23 protein-coding genes are annotated in these 26,182 nt (G+C 70.0%); 8 read left to right on the top strand and 15 right to left on the bottom strand.

Annotated features, from left to right (window positions below; translation table 11 throughout):
• Positions 1–49 precede the first annotated feature (49 nt).
• On the top strand, positions 50–1,474 hold the full coding sequence (gene rox, locus YIM_RS16335; RefSeq protein ID WP_153037032.1) for a rifampin monooxygenase: 1,425 nt from the start codon (positions 50–52) through the stop codon (positions 1,472–1,474).
• Between the two features lie 51 nt (positions 1,475–1,525).
• Here the strand turns inward: rox and msrA are convergent, their stop codons facing one another.
• Positions 1,526–2,035 carry a peptide-methionine (S)-S-oxide reductase MsrA gene (gene msrA / locus YIM_RS16330; RefSeq protein ID WP_153031164.1) on the bottom strand — a complete coding sequence of 170 codons (510 nt, stop codon included), beginning with the start codon at positions 2,033–2,035 and terminating at the stop codon, positions 1,526–1,528.
• An 83-nt stretch (positions 2,036–2,118) separates the two neighbouring features.
• Between msrA and YIM_RS16325 the strand changes: the two genes are divergently transcribed.
• Entirely contained in the window at positions 2,119–2,922 is an 804-nt protein-coding gene (locus YIM_RS16325) for an aminotransferase class IV family protein (RefSeq protein WP_153031163.1), read from the top strand.
• On the opposite strand, the gene YIM_RS16320 is transcribed toward YIM_RS16325, so the two are convergent.
• Positions 2,892–3,773, bottom strand: coding sequence for an aldo/keto reductase (locus YIM_RS16320; RefSeq protein WP_153031162.1), 882 nt, complete (start codon positions 3,771–3,773; stop codon positions 2,892–2,894). The genes YIM_RS16325 and YIM_RS16320 overlap by 31 nt on opposite strands.
• Before the next feature lie 104 nt (positions 3,774–3,877).
• Between YIM_RS16320 and YIM_RS16315 the strand changes: the two genes are divergently transcribed.
• Both YIM_RS16315 and YIM_RS16310 read left to right on the top strand, forming a co-directional pair.
• Positions 3,878–4,747, top strand: a complete 870-nt coding sequence (locus tag YIM_RS16315) for a LysR family transcriptional regulator (RefSeq protein WP_153031161.1) — start codon at positions 3,878–3,880, stop codon at positions 4,745–4,747.
• Positions 4,744–5,715, top strand: coding sequence for a hypothetical protein (locus tag YIM_RS16310; RefSeq protein ID WP_153031160.1), 972 nt, complete (start codon positions 4,744–4,746; stop codon positions 5,713–5,715). The genes YIM_RS16315 and YIM_RS16310 overlap by 4 nt, the downstream gene beginning before the upstream one ends.
• Positions 5,716–5,727: 12 nt before the next feature.
• On the opposite strand, the gene YIM_RS16305 is transcribed toward YIM_RS16310, so the two are convergent.
• Complete coding sequence (locus tag YIM_RS16305) at positions 5,728–7,086, bottom strand: alpha/beta fold hydrolase (RefSeq protein WP_153031159.1); 1,359 nt, start codon at positions 7,084–7,086, stop codon at positions 5,728–5,730.
• An 85-nt stretch (positions 7,087–7,171) separates the two neighbouring features.
• Positions 7,172–8,137, bottom strand: a complete 966-nt coding sequence (locus YIM_RS16300; protein ID WP_153031158.1) for an aldo/keto reductase — start codon at positions 8,135–8,137, stop codon at positions 7,172–7,174.
• Positions 8,138–8,201: 64 nt separating this feature from the next.
• Between YIM_RS16300 and YIM_RS16295 the strand changes: the two genes are divergently transcribed.
• A complete protein-coding gene (locus YIM_RS16295) occupies positions 8,202–8,630 on the top strand; it encodes a MerR family transcriptional regulator (RefSeq protein ID WP_153031157.1) in 429 nt (142 codons plus the stop codon).
• Here the strand turns inward: YIM_RS16295 and YIM_RS16290 are convergent.
• Positions 8,528–9,379 (bottom strand): alpha/beta fold hydrolase, encoded by an 852-nt coding sequence (locus tag YIM_RS16290; protein ID WP_153031156.1) that lies wholly within the window; start codon positions 9,377–9,379, stop codon positions 8,528–8,530. The genes YIM_RS16295 and YIM_RS16290 overlap by 103 nt on opposite strands.
• Positions 9,380–9,469: 90 nt before the next feature.
• Between YIM_RS16290 and YIM_RS16285 the strand changes: the two genes are divergently transcribed.
• The 3 genes from YIM_RS16285 to YIM_RS16275 all read left to right on the top strand — a co-directional run bounded on the left by YIM_RS16285 (position 9,470) and on the right by YIM_RS16275 (position 11,214).
• The gene (locus tag YIM_RS16285) at positions 9,470–10,078 is read left to right on the top strand and encodes a CGNR zinc finger domain-containing protein (RefSeq protein WP_194240167.1); all 609 of its coding nucleotides are present in this window, start codon (positions 9,470–9,472) and stop codon (positions 10,076–10,078) included.
• 93 nt (positions 10,079–10,171) lie between these two features.
• Positions 10,172–10,573, top strand: coding sequence for a transposase (locus tag YIM_RS16280; RefSeq protein ID WP_153031154.1), 402 nt, complete (start codon positions 10,172–10,174; stop codon positions 10,571–10,573).
• Positions 10,574–10,827: 254 nt separating this feature from the next.
• Positions 10,828–11,214 (top strand): hypothetical protein, encoded by a 387-nt coding sequence (locus tag YIM_RS16275; RefSeq protein WP_153031153.1) that lies wholly within the window; start codon positions 10,828–10,830, stop codon positions 11,212–11,214.
• On the opposite strand, the gene YIM_RS16270 is transcribed toward YIM_RS16275, so the two are convergent.
• The 10 genes from YIM_RS16270 to YIM_RS16225 all read right to left on the bottom strand — a co-directional run bounded on the left by YIM_RS16270 (position 11,181) and on the right by YIM_RS16225 (position 26,159).
• Positions 11,181–11,603 (bottom strand): GNAT family N-acetyltransferase, encoded by a 423-nt coding sequence (locus YIM_RS16270; RefSeq protein WP_153031152.1) that lies wholly within the window; start codon positions 11,601–11,603, stop codon positions 11,181–11,183. The two genes, YIM_RS16275 and YIM_RS16270, sit on opposite strands and share 34 nt — an antisense overlap.
• A gap of 51 nt (positions 11,604–11,654) precedes the next feature.
• Complete coding sequence (locus tag YIM_RS16265; protein WP_153031151.1) at positions 11,655–12,158, bottom strand: pyridoxamine 5'-phosphate oxidase family protein; 504 nt, start codon at positions 12,156–12,158, stop codon at positions 11,655–11,657.
• A gap of 605 nt (positions 12,159–12,763) precedes the next feature.
• Entirely contained in the window at positions 12,764–16,951 is a 4,188-nt protein-coding gene (locus tag YIM_RS16260) for a caspase family protein (protein WP_153031150.1), read from the bottom strand.
• The gene (locus tag YIM_RS16255) at positions 16,941–17,774 is read right to left on the bottom strand and encodes a hypothetical protein (protein WP_228004777.1); all 834 of its coding nucleotides are present in this window, start codon (positions 17,772–17,774) and stop codon (positions 16,941–16,943) included. The genes YIM_RS16260 and YIM_RS16255 overlap by 11 nt, the downstream gene beginning before the upstream one ends.
• 119 nt (positions 17,775–17,893) lie before the next feature.
• Positions 17,894–19,000 carry a glycerate kinase gene (locus YIM_RS16250; RefSeq protein ID WP_370468993.1) on the bottom strand — a complete coding sequence of 369 codons (1,107 nt, stop codon included), beginning with the start codon at positions 18,998–19,000 and terminating at the stop codon, positions 17,894–17,896.
• Positions 19,001–19,002: 2 nt separating this feature from the next.
• Positions 19,003–20,778: a glyoxylate carboligase gene (gene gcl / locus YIM_RS16245; RefSeq protein ID WP_153031148.1), complete on the bottom strand. Its 1,776-nt coding sequence runs from the start codon at positions 20,776–20,778 to the stop codon at positions 19,003–19,005.
• Positions 20,779–20,808: 30 nt separating this feature from the next.
• Positions 20,809–21,678 carry an NAD(P)-dependent oxidoreductase gene (locus tag YIM_RS16240; RefSeq protein ID WP_228004997.1) on the bottom strand — a complete coding sequence of 290 codons (870 nt, stop codon included), beginning with the start codon at positions 21,676–21,678 and terminating at the stop codon, positions 20,809–20,811.
• A 38-nt stretch (positions 21,679–21,716) separates the two neighbouring features.
• Positions 21,717–22,499 carry a hydroxypyruvate isomerase family protein gene (locus tag YIM_RS16235; protein WP_153031146.1) on the bottom strand — a complete coding sequence of 261 codons (783 nt, stop codon included), beginning with the start codon at positions 22,497–22,499 and terminating at the stop codon, positions 21,717–21,719.
• Positions 22,496–23,233: a fumarylacetoacetate hydrolase family protein gene (locus tag YIM_RS16230; protein ID WP_153031145.1), complete on the bottom strand. Its 738-nt coding sequence runs from the start codon at positions 23,231–23,233 to the stop codon at positions 22,496–22,498. Before YIM_RS16230 ends, YIM_RS16235 begins: the two co-directional genes overlap by 4 nt.
• Before the next feature lie 10 nt (positions 23,234–23,243).
• Positions 23,244–26,159 (bottom strand): FAD-binding and (Fe-S)-binding domain-containing protein, encoded by a 2,916-nt coding sequence (locus YIM_RS16225; RefSeq protein WP_153031144.1) that lies wholly within the window; start codon positions 26,157–26,159, stop codon positions 23,244–23,246.
• Positions 26,160–26,182 lie beyond the last annotated feature (23 nt).

Below are 26,182 nucleotides of genomic sequence, written 5' to 3'. Positions count from 1 at the left end.
TGCCGCAGAATCTGCGGCCCAAGCAAATCCTCGTCGAATGGTGGGTTCCTTGATCGACGTGCTCATCGCCGGCGCCGGGCCGACCGGCCTGATGCTGGCCGCCGAACTGCGACTGCACGGTGCACGCGTGCTCGTGCTGGAGAAGGAGGCCGAACCGCCCAAGTACGTCCGCTCGCTCGGACTGCACGTGCGCAGCATCGAGGTGATGGACCAGCGCGGCCTGCTGGAGCGGTTCCTCGCCAACGGAAAGCAGGCCCCGCTCGGCGGCTTTTTCGCCGGTATCACCACACCCGCGCCCGACCGGCTCGACACCGCGCACGGGTACGTCCTGGCCATTCCGCAGACCACCACCGACCGCCTGCTGGCCGAGCACGCGGTCGAGGCCGGCGCCGAGATCCGGCGCGGCTGCGAGCTGACCGGGCTGAGTCAGGACGGGGACGGGGTGACCGCGGAACTGGCCGACGGGACGCGGTTGCGCTCGCGGTACCTCGTCGGTTGCGACGGCGGCCGCAGCACGGTGCGCAAACTGCTCGGCATCGGCTTTCCCGGCGAACCGGCGAAGGTCGAGACGCTGCTGGGCGAGATGGAGGCGGACGCGCCGGTGGAAACGGTGAACTCCGTCGTCGCCAAGATCCGCGAGACCCTCAAGGGGTTCGGCCTCGGGCAACTCCCCGACGGCGCGTACCGCGTGGTCGTGCCCGCCGAAAGTGTGTCCGAGGACCGCTCGGTCCCGCCGACCATCGAGGAGGTCAGGCAGCAGCTGCGGGTCTACGCGGGTACCGACTTCGGCGTGCACTCACCGCGCTGGTTGTCCCGCTTCACCGACGCCACGCGGCTGGCCGAACGGTACCGGTCCGGGCGGGTCCTGCTCGCGGGCGACGCGGCGCACGTGCACCCGCCGATGGGCGGGCAGGGGCTCAACCTCGGCCTCCAGGACGCGTTCAACCTGGGCTGGAAGCTGGCGGCGGACCTCGGCGGCTGGGCACCGGACGGCCTACTGGACAGCTACGAGTCCGAACGTCGCCCGGTCGCGGCCGACGTGCTGGACAACACCCGCGCGCAGGCCGTGCTGATGTCCACCGAGCCGGGCCCGCAGGCAGTGCGACGGCTGATGACGGAGCTGGTGAAGTTCGACGAGGTGAACCGGTACCTCATCGAAATGATCATCGCGACCAGCGTGCGGTACGACTTCGGCGAGGGGCACGACCTGCTGGGCAAACGACTGCGGGACGTGACCCTCGAACGGGGCCGCCTCTACGAGCTGACGCGCACCGGCCGTGGCCTGCTGCTCGACCAAACCGGACAGCTCTCGGTCGCGGGCTGGGCGGATCGGGTCGATCACGTCGTCGACGTCAGCGAAGAACTAGACGCCCCAGCGGTCCTGCTGCGCCCAGACGGCCACGTGGCCTGGGTCGGCGACGACCAGCGGGACCTGGAAGACCCCCTTTCACGCTGGTTCGGCCCGGCAAACTGACCTCCGCCACCCACCCCGGCGTGCAGCCGCCGGGGCGGGTGGTGACCCGGGTCAGGCGGGCGCGCTCGACAGGGTCCAGTCCGGCCGGACGTAGTGGCAGGTGTAGCCGCCCGGGTGCTTCACCAGGTAGTCCTGGTGCTCCGCCTCGGCCTCCCAGAAGGTCCAGTCACCGGAGAGCGTGGTCACCACCTTCGCCGGCCACTTGCCCGAGGCGTCCACGTCCGCGATGGTCTGCTCGGCGATCCGCTTCTGCTCGTCGTTCTCGTAGAAGATGGCCGACCGGTAACTCGTGCCGATGTCGTTGCCCTGCCGGTCCTTCGTGGTCGGGTCGTGCACCTGGAAGAAGAACTCCAGCAGCGCCCGGTAGCTGGTCACCGCCGGGTCGAAGATGATCTCCAGCGCCTCCGCGTGGCCGCGGTGGTTGCGGTAGGTCGGATTCCGCACCTCACCGCCGGTGTAGCCGACCCGGGTCGACACCACCCCCGGCTGCGCGCGAAACAGGTCCTGCATTCCCCAGAAACACCCGCCGGCCAGTACGGCACGCTCGGTGGACTTGGTCATTTCCGCCTCAACTCCTTCCGCAGGGAGAACACGGCCGCCGGGGTGCGGTATTCCGGACCCGAGTGGCGTTTACCGTGGTGATCATGACCCAGTTTGTCGCCCAGCTCGACGGCAAGGACGCGACCGCCGCGGAGCTGGCACCACTCGCCTTCTCCGGTTACGCCCATTTCACCGCCTTGCAGGTGCGCGACGGCCGGATCCGGGGCCTCGACCTGCACCTGAAGCGGCTCCGGGACGCCTCGGCGGAGATGTTCGGCACCGCGCTGCCCGACGAGCAGGTGCGCGCCCACGTGCGAACGGCCGTCGAAGCCGGTCCGGCCGATCTTTCCCTGACCGCCACGGTGTTCTCCGCCAACCGCGAGTTCACCGCGCCCGGCGGGCAGGCGAAGCTCTCCGTGCTGGTCCGCACCGGGCCCGCCGCCACTCCGCCCGCGGGCCCGCTCCGGCTGTCCGCGGTCGAGCACGAGCGGTTCCTGCCCGCCCGCAAGCACGTCGGCGAGGTGGCCAAGACCTACCTCCTGCGCGAGGCCGTCGCCAAGGGCTTCGACGACGCCGCCTTCCTCGACCGGCGCGGCAGGCTCAGCGAGGCCACCATCTGGAACCTCGCCTTCTGGGACGGCACCGCGGTGGTCTGGCCGGAGGCCGAAGTGCTCCACGGCATCACCATGGCCATCGTCCGGCGGCAGCTCGACCGCCTCGGCGTGCCCCAGCGCGTCGCCGAGGTCACCCTCGCCGACCTGCCGGGGCTCGCCGGGGCGGTGGTGCTGAACTCGTGGTCGCCGGGCATCGCGGTGCACGGCATCGGCTCGGCGGAGCTGCCCGCCGCACCGTCCTTTGTGGACCTCATGCACCGTGCCTACGAGGCGGAGCCGCTCACCGCCCCCTGACCGTCGAGCGCGGCCAGCTCGGCATCGGACAGCTCCAGGTGCACCGCCGCGGCCGAAGCCCGGATGGTCTCCGGGCGCGACGAACCGGGGATCGGGATGACCACCGGCGACTTCGCCAGCATCCACGCCAGGGTGACCTGCTGCGGACTGGCGTCGTGCGCCCGCGCCACCTCGGCGAACGGGGCGAACCGCGAGCCGAGGTCCTCCGCCTTGGTGATACCGCCGAGCGGGCTCCACGGCAGGAAGGCGATGCCGAGTTCGCTGCACAGCTCGAGTTCCGGTTCGCTGGAGCGGAACGCGGGCGAGAACTCGTTCTGCACGGCGGCGAGCCTGCCGCCGAGGATCTCGTTCGCCAGCCGGATCTGCTCCGGGTTCGCGTTCGAGATGCCGGCGAAGCGGATCTTGCCCTCGTCGAGCAGTTCGGCCAGCGCACCGATGGATTCGGCGTACGGAACCTCCGGGTCCGGCCGGTGGAACTGGTACAACCCCAGCGCTTCGGTGCCGAGCCGTTTCAGCGAAGCCTCGGCGGCGCGCTTGAGGTGGGCAGGCGAGCCGTCGAGCGCCCACGCCCCGCCGGGCCGGGTGTGGCCGCCCTTGGTGGCGACCAGCACGGCGGAGGTGTCGCCGGGAAAGCTCGCCAGCGCGCGGGCGATCAGCGATTCGTTGTGCCCGGGATCGCTCGTGTCGAGGTGGTAGGCGTCCGCGGTGTCGATCAGCGTGACCCCGGCCTCCAGCGCGGCGTGGATGGTGGCCACCGACCGGCTCTCGTCCGGCCTGCCCTGGACCGACATCGGCATGCCGCCGAGTCCGATGGCGCTGACCTGGGTTCCGCCGATCCGGCGCGTCTGCATGGGTGCTCCTCCTGGTCGGGTTGTCCGCCCTCCAGCCTGCGCGCCGGGCATTAAGCTGTCCAACAGAAGAAACCGATCCGACTAAGCAGGATGGGTGATCAGTGGTGGAACTCCGCCAGCTCGAGTACTTCGTCGCGGTCGCCGAGGAGTCGCACTTCACCCGGGCCGCGCGGCGGATGCACGTGGCCCAGTCCGGCCTGTCGGCCGCCATCCGGTCGCTGGAGAAGGAACTCGGCGCACCGCTGTTCCGCCGCAGCACCCGCCAGGTGCGCCTGACCGGCGCGGGCGAAGCGCTGCTGGTCGAAGCCCGCCGCACACTGGCCGCCGCCGACGCCGGGCGCGACGCCGTGGCCGCGGTGCAGGGCCTGGTCCGCGGCAGCCTGGCCATCGGTTCGCTGCAGTGCCTGCACTCGCTGCCGCTGCCGGAGTTGCTCCGGGACTTCGTCACCGCCCATCCCGGCCTGGACGTCCGGCTGCGGCACAGCGGCTCGACCGAACTGCTCGAGCAGGTGCGGACCGGCGCGCTCGACGTCGCCTTCGTGGCCAGACCGGCGCGCTGCCCCGACGGGCTCCGGCTCACCCCACTCGGCAGCGAGCGACTGGTGCTCGCCTGCGCACCCGGGCACCCGCTGGCCGGTCGCGCCGAGGTGCGCCTCGCCGATCTCGCCGAGGACCGCTTCGTCGACTTCCACCCCGGCTGGGGCACCCGGGACCACGCCGACGCCGTGCTCGCCGACGCCGGGGTGCACCGCAAGGTCGCGCTCGAGGTCACCGACGTGCATTCGCTGCTCGAACTGGTCGCTTTCGACCTCGGTGTGGCGCTGGTACCGGAGACCTTCTCGCTGAAGACCGACCAAGCCCGCTTCCTCCCGCTGCCCGGTACGGTTCCGACCTGGGAAACCGTTTCGGCGACCACGGAACTCCCGAGCGCGGCCACGGTCGCGTTGCTCGGCCGGATCGAAGGTGGGCAGTGACTGAAACCCCGGAGCAGCGGCTGCACGACGCACTGGCGGGCTGGGTGGCCAAGCCAGAGAACGGACCGGCCGAACTGATCGACGCGGCCTGCGCGGCACTGGCCGTCGGGCTGGATTCACCCGCGCTGGCCGAACTCGCCGGTACTTCGGCGCGGGATTCGACCTGGGGCCTGCGCGAACTCGCCGAGCGCGCGCTCCGGGAACTCGGCACTCCCCTGCCGGGTGACATCCCGCCCGGCTACTTCGCCGCGCGGGGCGGCGGGATCGCCCGCCGCCCCGGCACGGATTCCTTGCGGCTGGCCGTGGTTCCGACTCCCGACGAAGCCCGTGGCTTCCAGGTGCTGGTCCACGTCAACGGCGTGGAGATGACCAGCGCCGGAGCGGGCCTCGGCATGGATCCGTACGCCCTGCTCATCCCGTTCAACCGGCTGACCGCCACGGCCGAACCGCGGACCGTGCCGATCGCCCGGTGCGGTTGTGGTGTGTACGGCTGCGGCTCCACCGACGTCACCATCGTCCGCGACGGCGACCTGGTGCACTGGGAGTGGCGACTCGAAGTGCCCATGCCGCGCGGGGTTTCCTTCCCCGCCGAGCAGTACGACGAGGAGGTCGCGAGGGTCGCGGCGGACCACTCGTGGGAAACGCCGGTGCGTACCGCCGGCCGGTACGTGCTGACCGGCCTCGACCACGACCGCCTGCGCTCCTACGGCCTCCGCGCCGACTGGGTCGCCAACGACTACCGCGATCCCGGCGTGTTCTGCGTCGCCCTCATGCTCGACGACGAATACCAGGTGTTCCTCCACACCGCGTGGGACGGACGCGAACCCGGCGACCTGGCGCGTGAAGTGTGCGCGGCCCTCGCGCTGCCCCCGGACCAGTGGTCGGTCGGCTGGCACGCCATCCGCCCCAAGCAAACCGAGCCACCGCGCATCGCGGGACCTTCGTGGCGCCGGGACCAACGGTGGTGACCCCATCCACCGCTAGTCGCACTGGGTGTTCTGCGGGGGCAGAACGCGCTCGGTGACATAGCGGCTCACGTGGTCGATCACGCATGGGTTGGTCATGGCCGCGAACAGGTTGTGGCCGGGACCGTCGTGGTGGATCGCGCGGCTGCCGGGGACGGTGGCCAGGGCCCGTGCGGTCGAGCCGAAATCGAGCCAGGTGCCGGCGCCCAGCATCGGCGGCACCGCGGCGGGCAGCGGCGCGGGCGGGTTGGTCGCCGGTGCGGGCCAGCCGGCGCAAGTCGTCGGCAGGTGCCAGGCGAGGGGGAACGAGGCGCCCACGTTGGGAGCCACGCGGTTGAGACGTCCGACGCCGCGGGCGATCTCCGCGTGGTCACGCGCCCGGGGGAAGTCCAGGCACTCCTTGACGCCGCCGCCGGGCACGCCGGGATACGGATCGGTGCCAGGCCCGGCGAAACCGGACGCGTCGCCCGCCTCGGCGGCGGTGATGGCGTTCACCAGCGTCGGCCAGGCTTCCGGACCGAGCGTCACCTTCTGGAAGCCGAGCGCACGGAGCTGCGTGCCGTCGAAGCGCGCGGTCCCGGCCGGGATCGGTGCCGCGTCGGCCTTGGCCATCAGCGCCTGCCAGCGCTGCTCGGTTCCCGGGCCCGCCCAGTCGAAGAACCGCCGCAGATACCGCTCGTAGTCGCGCGCGGTCGCGTCGAGTTCGCGTGGCCAGTCACGCGCGCTGTGGTTGCCGGTTCCGTCGATGTAAAGGGTGCGCACCCGCTCGGGGAACTGCCGGGCGTAGGCCTGCGCGATGACACCGCCGTACGAGGTGCCGATGAAGTTCATCCGGTTTTCGCCCAGCGCCTGGCGGATCCGGTCGGCGTCACGAGCGTCGCCGGCGGAGTCCATGTGGTCGAACAGCTCCGGATCACTGGCCCGGCACCGGTCGGCCCTGGCCCGGTTGTCCGCGGCGAGCCGGTCGAACTCCGCCTGGTCGGCGGGGAACGGTGGGGTGCGCACCTTGCTCCAGTCGCAGTCCAGTACGGGATCGCTGAGACCGGGGTAACCGCGCGGATCCCAGGTGACCACGTCCATGGACCGGCGGATCGCGTCGAAGATCTGCGGCCGTGACCGCAGGCTCGCGATCTGGCCGCCCTGGGGTCCGCCGAAGTTGACCAGTACCGTGCCCCGTTTCGGGCCGGTGGCCGGCAGCCGCGCCACCTTCAGCGTGATGGTGCGGCCGCCGGGCTCGGCGAGCGGGACACCAAGGTCGGCGCACTGGATCGGCACCGGGCCCGCGTCCGGGCAGGGTTGCCAGTCCAGGTGGCGCGGCGCGTCGGCCGGGACGGGCGAGGCCACGAGCGCGAGCGAGAGCAGGAATTTGATCATGCCGTCACGCTAGGAGCCCGCCGGACTCGTGCGCTGTCGACGATCGTCGCTCGCAGCGTTCACCAAAGTAGCTGAAATCGACAGATCACCACGCATACGCCTCGGGCGCAGCGCCGGGGCCGGGGAAGATCTCGTCGAGACGGGCCAGCTCACCGCTGCCGAGGCGGACGTCGAACGCGGCGAGCGAATTCTCCAGCTGCTCGACCGTGCGCGGCCCCACGATGGGACCGGTCACGCCTTCCTGGTGGAGCAACCACGCCAGGCCCACCGCGGCGGGCTGGTGACCGATCTCGTCGCAAAAGGACTCATACGCTTCCACGCGCTCCCGGTTCGCGGCCAGCCGGCTGGCGGTGAGGTCGGACCCGCTGGCCCGTCGCCGCGTCTTGCGCAGGATTCCGCCGAGAACCCCACCGAACAGCGGCGACCACGGGATGAAGCCGAGTCCATAGGACCGGGCCGCGGGCAGGACCTCCAGTTCGGCGGTGCGTTCCGCGAGGTTGTACAGGTGCTGTTCGCTGACCAGTCCGAGTGAATGGCGCCACCGGGCGCTTTCGCTCGCTTGCGCGATATGCCAGCCGGCGAAGTTCGACGAACCGACGTAGAGCACTTTTCCCTGCGCCACCAGCGTGTCCATCGCCTGCCAGAACTCCTCCCACGGGGTGTGCCGGTCGACGTGGTGGGCCTGGTAGAGATCGAGGTGGTCGGTCCGCAGCCGACGCAGGGAGCCCTCGACCTGGTGCCGGATGTGCCGGGCGGACAGCCCGCTCGAGTTCGGTCCCTCGCCCATCGGCTCGTAGACCTTGGTGGCCAGCACGACATCGTCCCGGCGTCCGGATTTCGCCAGCCACCGGCCGATGATCTGCTCGGTCCAGCCTTCGCCGAGCTTCCACCCGTAGATGTTGGCGGTGTCGAAGAAGTTGAAGCCGAGTTCCAGCGCCCGGTCCATGATGGCGTGGCTGTCGGACTCGTCGGTGTCGGGGCCGAAGTTCATCGTGCCCAGCACCAGCCGGGACACCTGCAGGCCGGTGCGGCCGAGATTCGTGTACTGCATGAACCCCAAGCTAAACTTTGACACCGGTGCCAACGTCCAGCGATCGAAGTGTGGAGTGGATCACGTGCGCATCGGCGAACTGTCCAAGCGGACCTCGGTGAGCACCCGGTTGCTGCGCTACTACGAGAAACAGGGGCTGCTCGTCTCGGCGAGGCGGTCCAACGGCTATCGGGAGTTCGACGACGACGCGCCGATGATCGTCGCCCAGATCCGTGGCCTGCTCGACGCCGGCCTGCCCACCGAGGTCATCCGCGAAGTACTGCCGTGCGCGGAGGGCAAGGCGCCGAGGCTCAACAACTGCCCAGAGCTGTCCGCGGTCCTGCACGAGGTGCTGCAGAACATCGAGACGCGGATGGACAAGCTCTCCCACCACCGCGATGCGCTGCTCACCTACCTCGACTCGCCGAGCACCACCGCACCCGAGGAAACACGAGCGGTGAAGTCGAGCACGGTGCCGACGATGGCTTCGGGGGCGTCTTCCGAAACCAGGTGACTGGCTTCCGGCACCACGCGGAATTCCGCGCCGGCGATCCGGTCCGCGAGGATTCGTCCCCTTTCGACCGGAATCCAGTCGTCCTGCTCGCCCCAGAGAATGGTGACCGGGCAGCGGATTTCGTCGAAGCGGTCTTGGATCTCGTCGGTGTGGCGGTCGGACATCTGCGCGATCTGGCGGTAGAACGCGGGCTGGCCCACCTCGCCCAGCCACGGTTCGAGGTAGCGGTTCATCTCCTGCTCGGAAAGTCGGCGGTGCACCGACCCGCCGATGTAGGCGCGCAGGATCGCCTCATGGATGTAGCTGGGCAGTTCGTTCAGCGCGTCCTCGTGCCGCCGCGCGGTCTGCACGAACGGTGATCCGTGCGGGCTGAGCGCGACCGGGTCGATCAGGGTCAGCGACCGGTAGTCGCGGCCGTCGAGCAGATGTGTCCGGAGTGCCGTGGCTCCCCCGAAGTCGTGGCCGACCACGTGCGGCAGCTCGAGTTCCCAATGGTCGAGCAGTGCGGCGAAAACCTGGTTCTGCACGGCCAGCGAGACGTCCTGACCGGCTTTCTTCTCCGAACGACCGTACCCGAGCAGATCGAAGTAGTGCACGCGGTGGCGTCGCGTGAGCTGCGGCACAATGCGCCGCCACACCACCGAGGAGAACGGGGTGCCGTGAATGAGCACCAACGGCTCGCCCTCCCCTTGCACGCCATAGCGAACCGTCTGCCCGCCGACCTCGAACGTGTCATCCAGCGCCAACATAACTAACCCCTTTCTGTCAAAGTGTGGTTAGTATGGTTGGGGCAACCGAGGCTGCCTGTCAACCCGACGGCTCGACCTGTGGAGAGGACCTTGACGACCTGGACAGCCGAGTCCTTCGTCGGCGGCCACCCGGCACTCGACTTCGTCAACACGGTCGGAGGCCGTACGAAGGACCGCGATGTCGAATGGCTGCACGACTTCACCGACGCCGCCGGCTGGGCGCGCGCGGCGGGCGTGCTCGACAACGCGGAGCACGACTATCTCTTGGCTCGCGCCGAAAACGATCCCGCCGAAGCGAGCAAGGCCCTTACTGACCTGCGAGCCCAGCGCGAGGCATTGCACGAATTCCTGGTCGCGGACATCGACGGAATCGAGTGCCCGGCGGCAGTCCGCGAACGGGTCAAGTCCGACATCACGACCGCGCATCGGGAAGCACGCCTGTCTGACCGATATCGCACGCAATCGGCGTGGGTGACCGACGTGACCGAGTTGGGCTTGCGTGTCCTATCTGTACGGATGGCGCTGGCTAGCGCGGCGCTGCTGGCCGGTGACGAACGCTCCCAGGTCGGCGGCTGCGGCCGGTGCTCGTGGTTGTACCTCGATCCCTCACCGAGCAGGCGCCGTCGCTGGTGCTCCATGGCAACCTGCGGAAACCGCGCGAAAGCCCAGCGCCACCAACGTCGAGGAGACCGTGCTTAGAGATCAGTTCAGAATGAGCTGGCTTCGGCTTCGGCTGCGGTGTCGGGTCTTCCAGCATTATCGGATGCGTGAGCAGGTCTTGACCGACGAGCTGTGGGCGCGGCTGGAGCTGTTGATACCGGCACATCCGCGACGCTTCCGCTGACCGGCGGACGCCGCAACGACGCCACCCAGCTGATTCCACTGCTCGACACCGTCCCGCCCATTCGGGGCGTGGCCGGCAAGCCACGTCGGCGCTGCACCGACCGCGGTTATGACCACGACAAGTACCGCCGCTTGGTCCGAGCCCGTGGCATCCACCCGCTGATCGCCCGGCGCGGTGTCGAGCATGGTTCCGGCCTGGGAAAGATCCGCCGGCCCGTCGAACACACCTCCGCCTGGCTCATAGGCTTCCGCAGGCTACGCATCCGCACTGAACGTCGAGCCGGCATCCACCAAGCCATCCTCAGCCTCGCTTGCGCGATCATCTGCCTCCGCGAACTCATTCTGAACTGATCTCTTAGACAAAAGTCGCAGACCACTGTCTCTTTGGTAGGGGGTGGTTCGCGACGGAAGACCGATGTGGACGCCCGGCCGCACGACGAGACTTCTCCGTGAAAGCAAAGCTCCCGGACGGAGGAACCCGATGCACAGAGGCGCCGGGAAGCGACGCTGCGGAAGACGCCGGAACGATCACGAATCGGCGTACGAACGCAGGCGGCCCGCTAACGACGGGCACTTCCGCGGTCGCGCTGGTTTTAGCATTCGGCATGGTCGACAAAGGCACCCAGCTGATGCTCCGGCGCGGCCTGCTCCTCGCCGGATTCGCCGTGACGGGCTGGTCGGTGACACGGGCCGCGTTGTTGCTGAGCGGGAACGACGCGGTGGTGGCCGAAGACGACCGCCACGGTTACGTGGCCATCTTCTCGCTGGTGCTGCTGCCGGTCCTGGCGGCCGCGGTGGTGACGCTGGTGACCGCGGCCGCCGGGGTGTGGCGGGACGGGCGCTGGCGCATCGGACCGGGAGTGGCGCTGGTGCTGTCCGCACCGCTGGCCAGTCCGGTCGCCCTGGTCGCCGCCGTGATCGGGGTTGCCATCATCACGGTGGCGGTGGTCGACCGGCGTCAGAGTTCCTTGCACAGGAAGTACTTGCGGTAACCGGCCGGGAAGCCGGGCAGTTCACCGAACACGCGATAGCCGTGCGCCTCGTAGAACGGCCTGGCCTGGAAGCTGTAGGTGTCCAGCCAGGCCGATCGGCAGCCTCGCCTTCTGGCCTCGTCCTCGGCGGCGCGCAGCAGGGATGCGCCGAGCCCCTGGCCGCGGGTCGATTCGTGGACCCAGAGCTGCGCGATGAACAGCCAGCCGTAGTTCGTGTGCCCCGCGATCCCGCCGAGCAGCTCACCGTGCTCGCCGCGGACGAAGGACGCCAGCTTCTCGCGATTCTCCGGCGGCAGCGCGGAGGGACGGCTGGCGACCAGGGAGGCGACGAGTTCGTCGAGGTCGGCTGCTGCTGGATCGGCGGTGACCGCCGGGGATGTGCTGTTCACCGCCCGATCATCGCAAAAGGCGGAGAGCGCGAAGGCGTGCGGTCGCCGGGCTCAGAAGGTGTACCGGATCTGGCGATAGGGCGCCTTGCCGAACGCCAGCACCTTGGCCGGTGTCACCGCGTAGACCGGGGCGCGGTGGTCGTTGTTGCCCGGGTCGCTGAACTGGCCGTCGACCACCTCGAACGGCCAGTCGATCTTGTCCTGCCACATCTTGGCGAGCCGGGTCAGGGTTTGCTCGTCGCTGATCCGGGCAGCGGTGCCTTCGACGACCACGTCGAGGCCGGAGCGGTACGAGTTCGTCCCCGTGGTGAGCACGCAGCGCGGGTTGGCTTCGAGGTTGCGGGCCTTCTGCTCGTGCGCGCCGGTGCAGAAGTGCAGGTTGCCGTCCAGCCACATCGCGGGCAGGGGTGCCACGTGCGGCCTGCCGTCCTTGCGCACGGTGGACAGCCAGAACATCTCGGATTCGCGCAGCACCGCCTCGACCTCGGCCCACGGCATGGCGACACTGCCCGGCTCGCTGAACTCGGTGACGTGCTGGCTCTTCGGCTCGTTCATCGCGACTCCCGTCGATCTGCTGACGCTCTCACCGGGTATCGACCAGCCTCCGGCGCGAAACTCATCGCTTCCCGAGCCGGGCTCCAGCCGCGGTGCCTACGCTCGTCTTCGCCCGGAACACGCCGTCCGGGCCGCCGGCTCGGTGCCGGAACCTTCCCACGTGGACCCAACGGGTTCCCCACCGAGCCGGCACGACTCCCACCCCACAAACCCGATGACGGTTTGCTCGACGAACCGCGTCAGCAAGGAGCACCGGGGCGTCACCCCCGCTTCACCGGCCGCGGCGATCGCCCGCGGACCAAGCAGGCCGCACGGATACGCCCGGCAGGGCGCGGCTCCGGCGAGCGCGCCCAGCTCCCGTTCAGGCCCGGCCGCCATGCGCGCCGGCAGCGAGCCGGCTTGCCCGGCCGGCCGGCGCGCGGTCACCTCGTCGAACACCTCCGGGTCGCAGCCGCCGGTCAGGCCCAATTCGTCTTCGACGGCGAATCGGCTGGTGTTCCCCGGGCAGGGCACCGCCGTGGTCTACCTTCCCCTACGTCGCAGTGGACATCGGGCGCCTGCACGATTCGGTCGCTCGGGGCCCAACCGCTACCGGCCCCGAAAGATCAGCTCATCGCCCGACGATCGAGCACCGCCATATCGCGCCCGGCGGCGATCACTATTTCCTCGGCCTGGCCGACCGCGAGCGTCTTCAGGTTCAGGCCGTGGTAGTCGAGCGTAAGACACTCTTCGCCGTTTCGCAGCTCCCACATGCGCACGGTCATGTCACCACTGCCGCTGATGGCGACCGGTCGTCCGGCGAGCACACCGCAGGCCACGGCGTTGACCCAATCGGAGTGCGCGGCGAACACCGTGATCTCCGTACCCGTGGCCGCATCCCACACTCGCGCGGTGTTGTCATCGCTGCCGCTGACGACCACCGCCCGATCATCGAGCACACCGTAGGCAACGGCGTTCACCTTGTCGCCGTGGGCGGTGAACACCGTGATCTCCTCACCCGTGACGGTGTCCCAGACCCGTACGGTCTCGTCTGCGCTACCGCTGACGACGACCGACCGTCCGTCCAGCAGTCCGCAAGCGAGGGCGTTCACCTCTCCGGCGTGGCCGGTGAGCACCTTCACTTCCTCACCGGTGTCGGGATCCCACACACGCACGGTTTTGTCGAAACCGCCGCTCACCGCAACCGGGCGGGCTTCGAGCGTGCCGTAGGCCACCGCGTTCACCCCACTGGTGTGCCCGGTGAACACGGCGATCTCCACACCCGAGGCCGCGTGCCACACTCGTGCCGTCTCGTCCAGACTGCCGCTGACGACGACCGGCTGGTCGTCGAGCACACCGTAGGCGACCGCGTTGACCCAGTCGGTGTGTGCGGTGAACACCGTGACTTCCTTGCCGGTGGCCGCGTCCCAGACCCGCGCCGTCTCGTCAGCGCTACCACTGACCACCACCGGCCTGCTGTCGAGCACTCCACATGCGACAGCGGTAATGCCGGCGACGTGGCCGGCCGAGGCGCGCAGGGTGTTCGCGAGCACATCGAGATCCCACACTCGCACAGTTCGGTCGTCACTACCACTGACCGCGACCGGTCGTTCGTCGAGCACGCCGTAGGCGAGGGCGTTCACCCAGTCCGCATGCCCGGCGAACACCGCGATCTCCTTGCCGGTAGCCGCATCCCACACCCGCGCCGTCTCGTCAGCACCACCACTGACCACCACCGGCCGACCATCAAGCACACCACACGCAAGGGCATTCACCCAATCCGTATGCCCGGCGAACACCGCGATCTCCTTGCCGGTAGCCGCATCCCACACCCGCGCCGTCTCGTCAGCACCACCACTGACCACCACCGGCCGACCATCAAGCACACCACACGCAAGGGCATTCACCCAATCCGTATGCCCGGCGAACACCGCGATCTCCTTGCCGGTAGCGGCATCCCACACCCGCACGGTTCCGTCCAGGCCACCGCTGATGACGACCAAGCGACCATCCAGCACCCCGCAGGCGACCGCCTCCACGCCCCCGGTGTGGCCGGTCATCAAGGCGATTTCGTCGCCGGTCGGTGCATCCCACACCCGCACCGTCTTGTCGAAGCTCCCGCTGATGACCACCGGACTCCCGGCCAGTTCACCGAAGGCGACCGCGCGCACCGTGTTGGTGTGCTTGGCGAAAACGGTGATCGACCGGCCATTGGCCGCGTCCCACACCTGGGCTGTTTCGTCCGCGCTGCCGCTGACAACGACCGGCCTGCCGCCCAGGACGCCGAAGGCGACCGCGCGCACCGCGTCACCGTGCCCGGCGAACGAGCAGACATCGACTCCGGTGGTGGCATCCCAGACCCGCACGGCGGCGTCGTCACCGGCGCTGACGGCTACCGCTCGTCCGTCCAGCGTGCCGAAGGCGACAGCGCGAACGGAAGTGGCATGGCCGGGGTAAGTGGTCCGGAGCGCGATCGTGGACTGCTGGCCGGTCGCCCAGCGAGGCGGCCAGGGAAGGGTGCGGGACAGCGCGCGCTGGTGACGGGTGGCAGCGAACCGGGCGGCGTCCGTGGCCAGAAGTTGCCGCCGCCGACTCGGCGGCAGATTCCGATGTAGCCCAGCGGAAGCTCGATAGATCGCGCAGATGAGAGCGCCGTCTTCCGAAGTGACCTTGGCCAGTGCGGCGAGCAGCGGGTCAGCCTCGGCGTAGACCAGGTAGTCGGCATCGGCGATGAACTCGTCGATGAGTCCGGCGTGCGCCGCATGGGTCGACAGGTGCCGCCGCACGTAAGGATGCGCGCGTCCCCAGTCGAGGGTGCCGTCCGGTGCCCGGGGCACTCGAGCCTTCAGCACGGCCGCGATGGACGCGTGCACGGCGGTTTTGTCCGTGCCGTCGCGAAGGTGCTCGGCAAGTGCCTGGTGATAGAGCCGGTAGGTGGAACGGCCGCCCTCGATCGCCTCGACGACATACGATCCGGCGCGCCGCCGCAACCAGAGCAGATCTTCGTCTCCGTAGCCGGTTCCGGAAACCTTCGAAGCGACGGCCGCCCAGATGTCCTCCCATGGCAGTCCTTGACCTTCGGCGAAGGCGAGCGGGCGCAGTAGATCGCGCACCTTCTTCGCGTCGGCGCCCAGCCGGGTCTCGAGGTCTCGTCTCATCGCTTCACCGGGGAGGCGCGGCAGCGACCGGCGCCATTCCGGATCGTGGGGGTCCGGAATTCCGGCCTGGGCCGCCAGCGAGGCGCTGACGATCCGGGCGACCAGGAAGGAAGGGTGTGAAGCTTCGGCGACCGCGTCGGCGACCGAGCGCACGACTTCGCCCGGCACCCCGCGATAGGGACTCTCGTCCGCTGCTTCGAGCAAACCCCGGATGATGTAGTTCGCCAGCGCTTCGGGATCAGCGTATCGAGGTGCGTCCAGGTCGATCGCGTCTTCTCTGGCGACACCGGCGAGTTCGAGCAGGTACGGCCGGGTGCCCACCAGCAGGCGCAGACGTCCGTTCGCGTGCTCGGACAGTGGCCGGACCAGGCGCCGGGCCAGTTGTTCGGGATCGGTGGCCTCGTCCAGTGCGTCGATGAGCACGGTGAACGGGGCCTCCCGTTCCCCCAGCAGGTCCAGCAGCTGCCCGATCGTGTCGGCGCGCAGCCGTGCGGCCGAGGTGATCGCGTGGAAGACCTGGTCGGTGGTCAGGTTCTGCGCGTAGATCGCGACATCCACCGCCGATGGCGGGGGAATCGCCGCGGAAGGCAGGTCGAGCGACTGCAGTGGCACCGTCATCCTGCGGTCGGCATGGGTGAGGGTCGCGATCAATCCGAGCACGGCTGTCTTGCCCGAGCCCGGCCCCGCGGTGACCGCCAGCAGCGGCCGGGCGATGTCGACGTGGCTGAGCCAGGCCGCGATATCGAGCAAGGCGGTGCGGCGGCCCGAAAACCACCAGCTGCCACTCGTCCCGTGACCGCCCATCGCGCGAGTGACGAGCCGGGTGCGCAGTTCGGTTTCACGGCGCTCGGCCTGTGCGTCCCATTCCGCAGCGCATTGGATGGCCAGGTCGACTTCGGTCAGTCGCGGGTCGTAGCGGGGATTGGGCAGGAAGGCGGGGACCTCGCCGGTCAACCTCGTCAGGCTGGACCCGATCGTCTGGAAACCCGGTTTGGTGGCGTCGTCGTTCATCGCCTGGACGACGCTGTCGAGCGGCAGGACCTTCGGGGCGTAGCCCGCGCTGGGCAGCCCGTGCACGGCCTTTCGCAGCAGGCGCGGGAACGCTCCGGTCTCGGCCTGCTCGGTCGGCTGCGCGGAGGTGAGGACAACAAGTCCCGCCCCGCGTTCGTCGCCCCACCGCTGTGTCATCGAGGTGATCGCCGAAGCGGTGAGCTCGTTGCCGCCCTGCCCGGAGTAACAGGTGTCGAACATGAGCAGCACGCGCCGTACCGGAGTGTCGAGCAGCATTTTCCTGGCGATCTCGGCGGTCGGCAGCGCGTCGGCCACATCCGCCGGATCGGTGTCGGCGGTCAGCAGCACGTGCTCATGCGTGCCGTCGAGCACCTCGCCGTGCCCGGCTATGTAGACCGCCACGATGTCGTCCGGTCGACGGTCGGACGAGCGGCAGAAGGCACGGAGCCGCGCGGTCAACTGCGCCCTGGTGGGGTCGAGCCCGAGATCGCTGACGTGCTCGTAACCCAGTGCGCCGGTGAACAGGTCGACGACTTCCGCACGGGCCGCCACCAGGCCGGGCCGGTCCCACTCCGGCGCGTTCGGGTAGTGCGCGATCGCGGTGGCGATCAGGTAGCGGCGGGGCCGATCGTCCTCAGTCGTCACGCAGGCCCTCCGCGATCGCCGCCCCGGTCAGCCGGTCGGTCAGATAGGGCTTCGCGTCGTGAGCGTGCGAACCGTTGCAGACCAGCGCGTTCACCACCTCCGCGCCGAAACGCGGGCGCAAATCCTTTTCCAGCGCGACGACATCGCCCCGATCAGCCAAGTTCGTCCACACCATGTCGTCCGCGCCAGGCCAGGCACCTCGCCCGTCACGTGGCGCGGGTTCAAGCCGCTCGAACACCAAGTTCGAGATGCCGAGCGGGGACCCCAAGGTGACCAGAGCACGCACGCCGTGGCCGGGCAGCGCCGCCAAGGCCTCATACGCGACCACCGACCCCAGTGAGTGTGCGACGACCACCCGCGTCTCCGCGGTGATCGAAGAGCGCACCCGCGCCTGAACGGCGCGGCGCAATTCGGGCTCCTGCAGGTAGCGGCGGACCTGTTTCAGATCGAACACCAGTGCGCGAAGAGCGACACCGGCGAAGAACGGCGACCTGGACAACTGGCGCAATGCCGCCTGCGCCGAACCCGGCATCCGCGCGAGGGTGTCCCCCGTCGGCGGAGCGACCCGCTCATCCACCGCCGACGCCGCCCGCCACCAGGCAAGCAGCAGCTCGGACTCCCAGCCCGGCCGCACGTCGTTCGCCCCATACAGGGGATCACCGACCGCCAGCGAAGTTCCCGCTGGACGGAAGAAGTCACCGTAGAAAGCCATTTCGACGGTGCTCGGCGGAATACCGGGGTGCTCCGCCCGGGTGAGGCCGTCACGCAGTGCGGGCAGCCAGTCCGCCAGCAGGGATTGCTCGCCGGACAGCTGCTTGCCCACGCCGTGCACGCAGACGATCCGCCCCACTCGCACGCCTCCCCACGCACCCACGGTCGCGTTGTGTTGCTCGAGGATCGCACACTCTCACCGTCCCGGCGTGAAGTCACGGACGCAGCGGGTCACCAGACCGTGGCCAGCCATTCTCCGGAGATTTGCCTGCCGATGCGTTCGAGAAGCGGGCCTGGTCGGGTCATGCACTGCTGGGTGTCCGGCTCCAGGTCGGTCAGGGCGAAGGCAGCACCGAAACCGGCGGCCTGGAGTTGCGCCGGGCTCAGGGTGGACTTACCGGCGACGGCCACCACCGGGACCGAAGCCGCGCGGGCGCGGGTGGCTACGCCGAGGGCGGCCTTGCCGCGCAGGGTTTGCTCGTCCAGTGCGCCTTCGCCGGTGACGACCAGCTGGGCGCCGACGACGGCCTGGTCGAAGCCCGCCAGGTCGAGCACCAGGTCGATGCCGGGGCGCAGGTGAGCGCCGAGGGCGGCGACCAGGCCGTAGCCGACACCGCCCGCCGCGCCGGCGCCCGGCAGTTCTCGGTGGTCGGTGCCGGTCGCGGCGTCGAGCTGGTCGGCCCAGCTCGACAGCGCGTGGTCCAGCAGCGCGACCTGCACCGGGGACGCGCCCTTCTGCGGACCGTAGACCGCGGCGGCGCCGTTTTCGCCCAGCAGCGGGTTGTCCACGTCCGCGGCGATGACGACCTCCGTCGTCGCCAGCGCGGGGTGCAGGGAAGCCAGGTCAACCGACAGCACCTCGGTGAGACTCCGCAAAGCCACGCGGGCGCCGAGCGCCTCCAGCAGGCCGCGGCCGCCGTCGGTGCTCGCGCTTCCGCCGATGCCCAGCACGATGGACCGGCAGCCCGCGTCGAGGGCCGCCCGCACGACGAGCCCGGTTCCGTAGGTCGACGCGGTCATCGGCTTGCGCACCCCGCCGGGCAGCGCGACGAGCCCGGCGGTTTCGGCGAGTTCGATGACCGCCACCCCGTCGCGGGTGGCGTACCGGGCGCGGATCGGCTCGCGCGTCGGTCCCTCGGCAGTGACGGTGACCTCCCGGTACCCGGCCTCGACGGCCGCCCCGAGAAAGCCGTCGCCGCCGTCCGCCACCGGCACGCGCACCACCTCGGCGTCCGGCGAGCCGGCGCGGATCCCGGCGGTGAGGGCGGCCGCGACCAGCGGCGCGGACAGCGAGCCCTTGAACTTGTCCGGCGCGACGACCACCTTCACCCCGGTCACGCTCAGTCCAGCCCGACCGGCTGCCGCGGGTCGGCGCCGTCGGTCTCGGCCAGTTCCTCGAACTCGACGATGCCGTCCAGCTCCAGGCCCATCGCGATGTTCGTGACCCGCTCCAGGATGATCTCCACGACCACCGGCACCCGGTGCTCGGCCATCAGCTTGCCCGCCTCCTCGAAGGCGTCGGCGATGAGTTCGGGCTCGTGCACCCGGATCGCCTTGCAGCCGAGGCCTTCCGCCACCTTCACGTGGTCGACCCCGTACCCGCCCAGCTCGGGCGAGTTGATGTTGTCGAAGGCGAGGTCGACGTGGTAATCCATGGCGAAGGCGCGCTGGGCCTGGCGGATCAGGCCGAGATAGGAGTTGTTCACCAGCACGTGGATGTAGGGCAGGTTGAACTGCGCCCCGACCGCCAGCTCCTCGATCATGAACTGGAAGTCGTAGTCCCCGGACAGCGCGACCACGGTGGCGTCCGGATCGGCGACGCACACGCCCAGCGTGGCTGGCACCGTCCAGCCCAGCGGACCGGCCTGCCCGCAGTTGATCCAGTGCCGCGGGTGGTAGACCCGCAGGAACTGCCCGCCGGCGATCTGCGAGAGCCCGATCGTGGACACGTACCGCACGTCGCGCCCGAACACGGCGTTCATCTCGCGGTAGACGCGCTGCGGCTTGATCGGCACGTCCTCGAAGTCGGTGCGCCGGTGCAGGGTGCGCTTGCGGTCGCCGCAGGCACCGGCCCAGTCCGCCCAGGACGGCAGTGCCCCGGCCGCACTGCGTTCGCGGGCCGCGGCCAGGAGCTGGTCGAGAGCCGCCTTGGCATCCGAGACCACGCCGTAGTCCGGCGCGAACACACGGCCGATCTGCGTCGGCTCGATGTCCACGTGCACGAACCGGCGGCCCGCGGTGTAGGTGTCCAGGCCGCCGGTGTGCCGGTTCGCCCAGCGGTTGCCGATGCCCAGCACGAAGTCCGAGGCGAGCAGGGTCGCGTTGCCGTAGCGGTGCGCGGTCTGCAGCCCGGCCATGCCCGCCATCAGCGGGTGGTCGTCCGGGATGGTGCCCCAGCCCATCAGCGTCGGGATCACCGGCACCCCGAGCAGTTCGGCCAGCTCGACCAGTTCCGCGCTGGCGTCAGCGTTGATGATGCCGCCGCCCGCGACGATGATCGGCCGCTCCGCGGTGACCAGCAGATCCAGGATCTTCTCGGCCTGCGCCCTGGTCGCGGCCGGTTTGTGGATCGGCAGCGGCTCGTAGGTGTCGATGTCGAACTCGATCTCGGCGAGCTGGACGTCGAGCGGCAGGTCGATCAGGACCGGGCCGGGCCGCCCGGACCGCATCAGGTGGAACGCCTGCTGGAAGGTGCCCGGCACCTGCGCCGGCTCCAGCACCGTGGTGGCCGCCTTGGTGACCGTCGCGGCGATCGAGGCGATGTCGACCGCCTGGAAGTCCTCCTTGTGCAGCTTGGCCACCGGCGCCTGGCCGGTGATGCACAGGATCGGCGTGGAATCCGCCCACGCCGAGTACAGGCCGGTGATCATGTCGGTACCGGCCGGTCCGGAGGTCCCGACGCAGATGCCGATGTTGCCCGCACGCGCCCGGGTGTAACCCTCGGCCATGTGCGCCGCGCCCTCGACGTGGCGCGCCAGCACGTGCCGGATCCCGCCGTGGTCGCGCATCGCGGAGTAGAACGGGTTGATGGCCGCGCCGGGCAGGCCGAACGCCTGGGTGGCGCCCTCCCGCTCGAGGATCAGGACGGCAGCGTCGACAGCTCTCATGCGTGCCATGACGTCTCTCTCCTTAATGGACGGACGAGATCACTTGAGTCCGGACAGTTCTTCGACGAGCAACCGCAGTGCCGAGTGGTCGAGCGAGCCGTGGCCGCGGGCCCGCAGCGCGCCCATCAGCTGGGCGGTCAGCGCGCCGAGCGGAATGGCCACCCCGGCTTCGCGAGCGGCCGAGGTGACGATGCCGAGGTCCTTGTGGTGCAGGTCGACCCGGAACCCCGGGGTGTAGTCGCCGGCGATCATGCCGGCCGCCTTGCGGTCGAGGATGCGGTTCCCGGCCAGTCCACCGGCCAGCACCTTGACCGCCGCTTCGGCGTCGACGCCGTGCGCGTCCAGGAACACCAGCGCTTCCGCGACCAGTTCGATGGTGCCCGCGACGATCAGCTGGTTCGCCGCCTTGACCGTCTGGCCGGAGCCCGCCGGTCCCACGTGGACGACGGTCGAGCCCACCGCGTCGAGCACCGGCCGGGCCGCCTCGACGTCCTCGGCGGTGCCGCCGACCATGATCGACAGGGTGCCTTCGACCGCGCCCGCCTCACCGCCGGAGACCGGGGCGTCGACCGCCCGGAGCCCGCGTTCGACAGCGGCGCCGACGAGCCGGGCGGCCACGTCGGGCCGGATGGTGCTCGCGTCGATCCACAGGCTGCCCGGCCGGGCGTTCGCGAGGAGATCCCGCGACACCTCCTCGACATCCGGGGAGTCGGGCAGCATCGTGAGCACCACGTCGGCCCCGCTCACCGCTTCGGCCACGCTTTCCGCGCCGCGGCCGCCCTGCGCGACGAGCGCGTCCACCTTCTCCCTGCTCCGGTTGAAGCCGATCACCCGGTAACCGGCCTTGACCAGGTTGGCGGCCATCGGGCCGCCCATGATGCCGAGGCCGATCACCGCCACCGTGCGCAGCTCGCTCATCCCGTTCCTCTCAATCCTTTGCAGACGGTTCAGCCGCGGAGCCAGGCGAACGGGTCGCCGTCGGCCTTGTACTCCAGGCCGGCCAGTCCCGAATAGCCCGCGGCCTCGATCGCGCCGAGCCAGTCGTCCAGCGGCAGTTCGCCGGTGCCCGGTGCGCCCCGGCCCGGCGCGTCCGCGATCTGCACGTGCCCGACCCGGCCCGCGTGGGCGGAGATCACCGCCGGGACGTCGTCGCCGTTGACCGCGAGGTGGTAGAAGTCGGCGAGCAACCGCACGTTCTCCGCGCCGACCCGGTCGAGCACGCCGACCGCGTCCGCGGCGGTCTTGAGCGGGTACGCCTCGATCCCGCTCACCGGCTCGACGACGATCTGCCCGCCGAAGGTGCCGACCGCGTTCGCCGCGTGCGCCAGATTGGCCACAGCGATCTCGTCCTGCCGTTCCGGTGCCACCCCGTCGATCCGGTTGCCGTACAGGGCGTTGAAGGTCCGGCAGCCGAGCCGCTTGCCGATCTCCACCACCACGTCGACGTTGTCCCGCAGCTCCTTTTCGCGACCGGGCCAGGAAACCAGGCCGCGGTCACCGGCGGGCATGTCACCGGCCGCGAGGTTCAGCCCGGTGAGCCGGACCCCGGCTTCCTCGATCGCCTTGACGAAGGCCTCGACCTCCGCGTCCGCCGGCACCGCGTCGGCGAACGGCCACCAGAACTCGACCGCGTCGAAGCCGGCCGACCGAGCGGCCGCGGGACGCTCCAGCAGCGGGAGGCCGGTGAGCAGGATCGAACAGTTCACGGTGTAGTGCAGGCCGTGCGTCATCGGTGTGTCTCCTTCGTTCGGGTGGTCACCGGATTGGTCAGCGCGCCGACGCCGTCGATCTCGACGGTGACGCGGTCGCCGTCGGCCATCGGGCCGACGCCCGCCGGGCTCCCGGTGAGCACGACGTCACCCGGCGACAGGGTGAAGTACCGCGTCACGTAGGCGAGGATCTCGCCGATCCCGAAGATCATCCGGTCGATCCCGGACCGCTGCACCTCCTCGCCGTTGCACCGGGTGGTCAGCTCGGCCGCGCCCGGGGGCTCGGTTTCGATCCACGGGCCGAGCGGGCAGAAGGTGTCGGCGCTCTTGGCCCGTGCCCACTGCCCGTCGGCCCGCCAGTCGTGGGCCGTGACGTCGTTCGCGCAGGTGTAGCCGAGGACGTAGTGGGCGTAGTCGTCTTCGCGGACGTCACGCGCCCGTCTGCCGATGACCACGGCCAGTTCGCCTTCGTACTCCAGCCTGTCCACTTCGGACGGACGCTCGACGGCCCGGCCGGGGCCGATCACCGAGTTGGGCGTCTTCAGGAACAACGCGGGCCGCTCGGGCCACGGCCGTCCCTTTTCGGCCACCTGGCAGGGATAGTTGCTGCCGACGCAGACGATCGTGCGGGGTTCGCAGGGCGCCAGCAGCGTCACCCTGTCCAGCCGGGCGGCCAGGTTCCCGTCCCGCACGACGTCGCCTTCGAGCACGCCGGTGCCCACCCTGCCGTCGAGTTCGTAGCGGACGATGCGCATGCCGATCTCCTCAGTCCCGCTCGGCCACGGCCGCGCGGACCAGTTCCAGCGGGTGCCACGCCGTGCGCCCGACCCCGTGGAAGATCTGCTGGCGGCAGGAAACCCCGGTCGCCGCGACGAGCGTTTCCGCCGGTTCGGCTTCGATCGCCGGGAAGAGGCGGTCGCGGCCGACCGTCATCGAGGTCTCGTAGTGCTCGGCCTCGAAGCCGAACGAACCGGCCATGCCGCAGCAGCCGGAGTCGATCTCGGAGACCTCCAGACCGGGAATGCGACGCAGCAGGGCCATCGTCGCGGCGGTACCCACTTCGGCCTTCTGGTGGCAGTGCCCGTGGAACACCACGCGGCGACCGGACAGCCACGAGTTCTCCGACAACCGCAGCCGGCCGTCGTCGATGGCTTCGACGAGCAACTCCTCCACCTGCCGCACGCGGTCGCCGACTTCGGTGGCCGCGGGCAGTTCCGGCAGCAGGGCCGCGGTTTCGTCCCGGAGCGTGAACACGCAGGACGGTTCGCAGCCGACGATCGGCGAGCCCGGCACGGTGTTCTCGGCGAGCGAGGTGACCAGCCCGGCCGCCTTCTTCTTGGCGTCGTCGAGCAGCCCCTTGGACAGGCTCGACCGGCCGCAACACCCACCACCGGCCAGCTCGACCGCCCAGCCCGCGGTTTCCAGCAGTTCGATGGCGGCCTTGCCGATCCGCGGTTCGGTGTAGGTGGTGAACGAGTCGGCCAGCCAGTTCACCGTGCCCGCCGAACCCGGGGTGACCCCGCGCCTGCGGCGGTGCCAGCGCAGCAGGTTGTCGCGGACGAACTCCGGCATCGGCCGTTCCGCCTTGATGCCGATGACGCGTTCCATCAGCCGGCGCACGAACCCGATGCGCCCGGGCAGGTTCGACACCGGCGCGGTGGCCGAGCCGAGCCGGTTGAGGAAGCGGATCGAGCCGAACACCCGTGAGCGCAGCGGAATTCCGTGCTCCTCGTGGTGGTGGTGCAGGGTTTCGGCCTTGAGCGCGGCCATGTCCACGCTCATCGGGCACTCGCTCTTGCACGCCTTGCACATCAGGCAGAGGTCGAGGATCTCGTGCAGCCGGTCGTCGGCGAGCGCGGCCTTCGGGTCCGGTTCGGACAGTGCCTTGACCAGTGCGTTGGCCCGGCCGCGGGTGGAGTGCTCCTCCTGCAGCGTCGCCTGGTACGACGGGCACATCACGCCCGCGGTGGTCTTGCGGCACAGGCCGATGTTCATGCACCGGTCGGCCGCGTCGCGCATGCCGCCGCCGACCACCTCGAAGGTCAGCATGGTGCGGAACGGCTGGGCCGGGGTCAGCGCGTCGCGGTCGCGCAGGTTCTCGGTCATCGGCGGCGCGTCGACGATCTTGCCGGGGTTGAGCACGCCCGCCGGGTCGAACAGCCGCTTGACCTCGCGCATGGCCTCGTACAGCTCGTCGCCGAAGATCTCGCGGTTGAACTCGCTGCGTGCCAGGCCGTCGCCGTGCTCGCTGGAGTTGACCCCGCCGTACTCGGCGACCAGGTCCTTGATCTTCTCCGCGACCACCCGCATGGTCCGCACCTGCGCGGGATCGGTCAGATCGACGAACGGGCGGATGTGCAGGCAGCCCACCGAGCAGTGCCCGTAGAACCCGGCTTCCAGCCGGTGCTCGTCGAGGATTTCCTTGAACCGCGCGGTGTATTCGGCCAGGTGCTCGGGCGAGACCGCGGTGTCCTCGATGAACGCGAGCGGCCTGCGCGTGCCCTCCCCCGCCGCCATCAGCAGGCCCAGGCTGGACTTCCGCACCTTGAGCAACGCGGTCTGCTCGGCCTTGGTGACCGCCTTGAGTGTGTGGTACCCGTGCCCGTTGCGCTCCCACAGTGCCGCGACGTGGTCGAGCTTGCTCACCAGTTCGGCTTCGTCGTCACCGGAGAAGGAGACGAACAACAGCGCCGCCGGATCGCCGACCAGGTGGTTGCCGAGATCGGCGTACTCGATCTTCTGCCGGGACAGGTCCAAAATGGTCTTGTCCATCAGTTCCACCTGGTGCGGGTCGCACGACAGCGCGTCACCGGTGGCGGAGATGGCGGCGTGCGTGGTCTCGAAGTGGCCCACCGCGTACACCGTCTTCTTCGGCTTGGGCACCAGGTCGACCACCGCGCGGGTGGCGATGACGAGCGTGCCCTCCGCGCCGACCACGAACTTGGCCAGGTCGAACGGCGCGTCCCCGGTGAGCCGGTCGAGGCGGTACCCGCAGGCACGCCGCCAGAACAGCGGCATCCCGGCGGCGATGGCCTTTTCGTTGGTGTCCACCAGTTCGGGCAGCTCGCGGTGGATCCGGCCTTCGAGCGTGTCCGCCTCGGCACGGCGGCGCCGTTCATCCTCGGTCACCGGTTCGAGCCGCGTCGTCGACCCGTCGGAAAGCACCACGTCGAGCGCGCGCACGTGGTCGATCGTCATGCCGAAGGTGAGCGAACCGCTGCCCGCCGAGTTGTTGCCGATCATGCCGCCGATGGTCGCCCGGTTGCTGGTGGAGGTGTCCGGGCCGAACATCAGGCCGTGCGCGGCGGCGGCCAGGTTGAGCTGGTCCTGCACCACGCCGGCCTCGACCACGGCCGTGCGCGCCACCGGGTCGATCTCCAGGATCCGGTTCATGTGCCGGGAGAAGTCCAGCACCAGCCCGGGGCCGACCGTCTGCCCGGCCAGGCTGGTACCCGCGCCCCTCGGCACCACCGGGATGCCGAACTCGGCTGCGGTGCGCACGGCGGCGCTGACGTCGGCGTCGTCCACCGGGAACACCACCCCGGCGGGCATGATCGAGTACATGCTCGCGTCCCGCGAGAACAGGTGGCGCGTGTAGTCGTCGAACGCCACCTCGCCGGTCACCCGGTCGCCGAGGACGTGCTCCAGCGATCGGGTGCCGTGGCTCAGCTCAGCGGTCATGGGCGGAAGGTCCTCTCGCGTCG

Origin of the sequence: Amycolatopsis sp. YIM 10 (assembly GCF_009429145.1) — a bacterium.
Taxonomy (GTDB): Bacteria; Actinomycetota; Actinomycetes; order Mycobacteriales; family Pseudonocardiaceae; genus Amycolatopsis.
Note: the sequence above shows the minus strand (reverse complement) of the source record. Positions and strands in the feature narration are given on the sequence as shown.

What these genes read in the sequence shown, in the direction of transcription:
- gcl (WP_153031148.1), bottom strand. Translation starts at nt 20,778, where the DNA reads ATGGCACGCATGAGAGCTGTCGACGCTGCCGTCCTGATCCTCGAGCGG.
- YIM_RS16235 (WP_153031146.1), bottom strand. Translation starts at nt 22,499, where the DNA reads ATGACGCACGGCCTGCACTACACCGTGAACTGTTCGATCCTGCTCACC.
- YIM_RS16225 (WP_153031144.1), bottom strand. Translation starts at nt 26,159, where the DNA reads ATGACCGCTGAGCTGAGCCACGGCACCCGATCGCTGGAGCACGTCCTC.
- YIM_RS16305 (WP_153031159.1), bottom strand. Translation starts at nt 7,086, where the DNA reads ATGATCAAATTCCTGCTCTCGCTCGCGCTCGTGGCCTCGCCCGTCCCG.
- YIM_RS16290 (WP_153031156.1), bottom strand. Translation starts at nt 9,379, where the DNA reads ATGTTGGCGCTGGATGACACGTTCGAGGTCGGCGGGCAGACGGTTCGC.
- YIM_RS16265 (WP_153031151.1), bottom strand. Translation starts at nt 12,158, where the DNA reads ATGAACGAGCCGAAGAGCCAGCACGTCACCGAGTTCAGCGAGCCGGGC.
- YIM_RS16320 (WP_153031162.1), bottom strand. Translation starts at nt 3,773, where the DNA reads ATGCAGACGCGCCGGATCGGCGGAACCCAGGTCAGCGCCATCGGACTC.
- YIM_RS16275 (WP_153031153.1), top strand. Translation starts at nt 10,828, where the DNA reads ATGGTCGACAAAGGCACCCAGCTGATGCTCCGGCGCGGCCTGCTCCTC.
- msrA (WP_153031164.1), bottom strand. Translation starts at nt 2,035, where the DNA reads ATGACCAAGTCCACCGAGCGTGCCGTACTGGCCGGCGGGTGTTTCTGG.
- YIM_RS16230 (WP_153031145.1), bottom strand. Translation starts at nt 23,233, where the DNA reads ATGCGCATCGTCCGCTACGAACTCGACGGCAGGGTGGGCACCGGCGTG.
- YIM_RS16325 (WP_153031163.1), top strand. Translation starts at nt 2,119, where the DNA reads ATGACCCAGTTTGTCGCCCAGCTCGACGGCAAGGACGCGACCGCCGCG.
- YIM_RS16300 (WP_153031158.1), bottom strand. Translation starts at nt 8,137, where the DNA reads ATGCAGTACACGAATCTCGGCCGCACCGGCCTGCAGGTGTCCCGGCTG.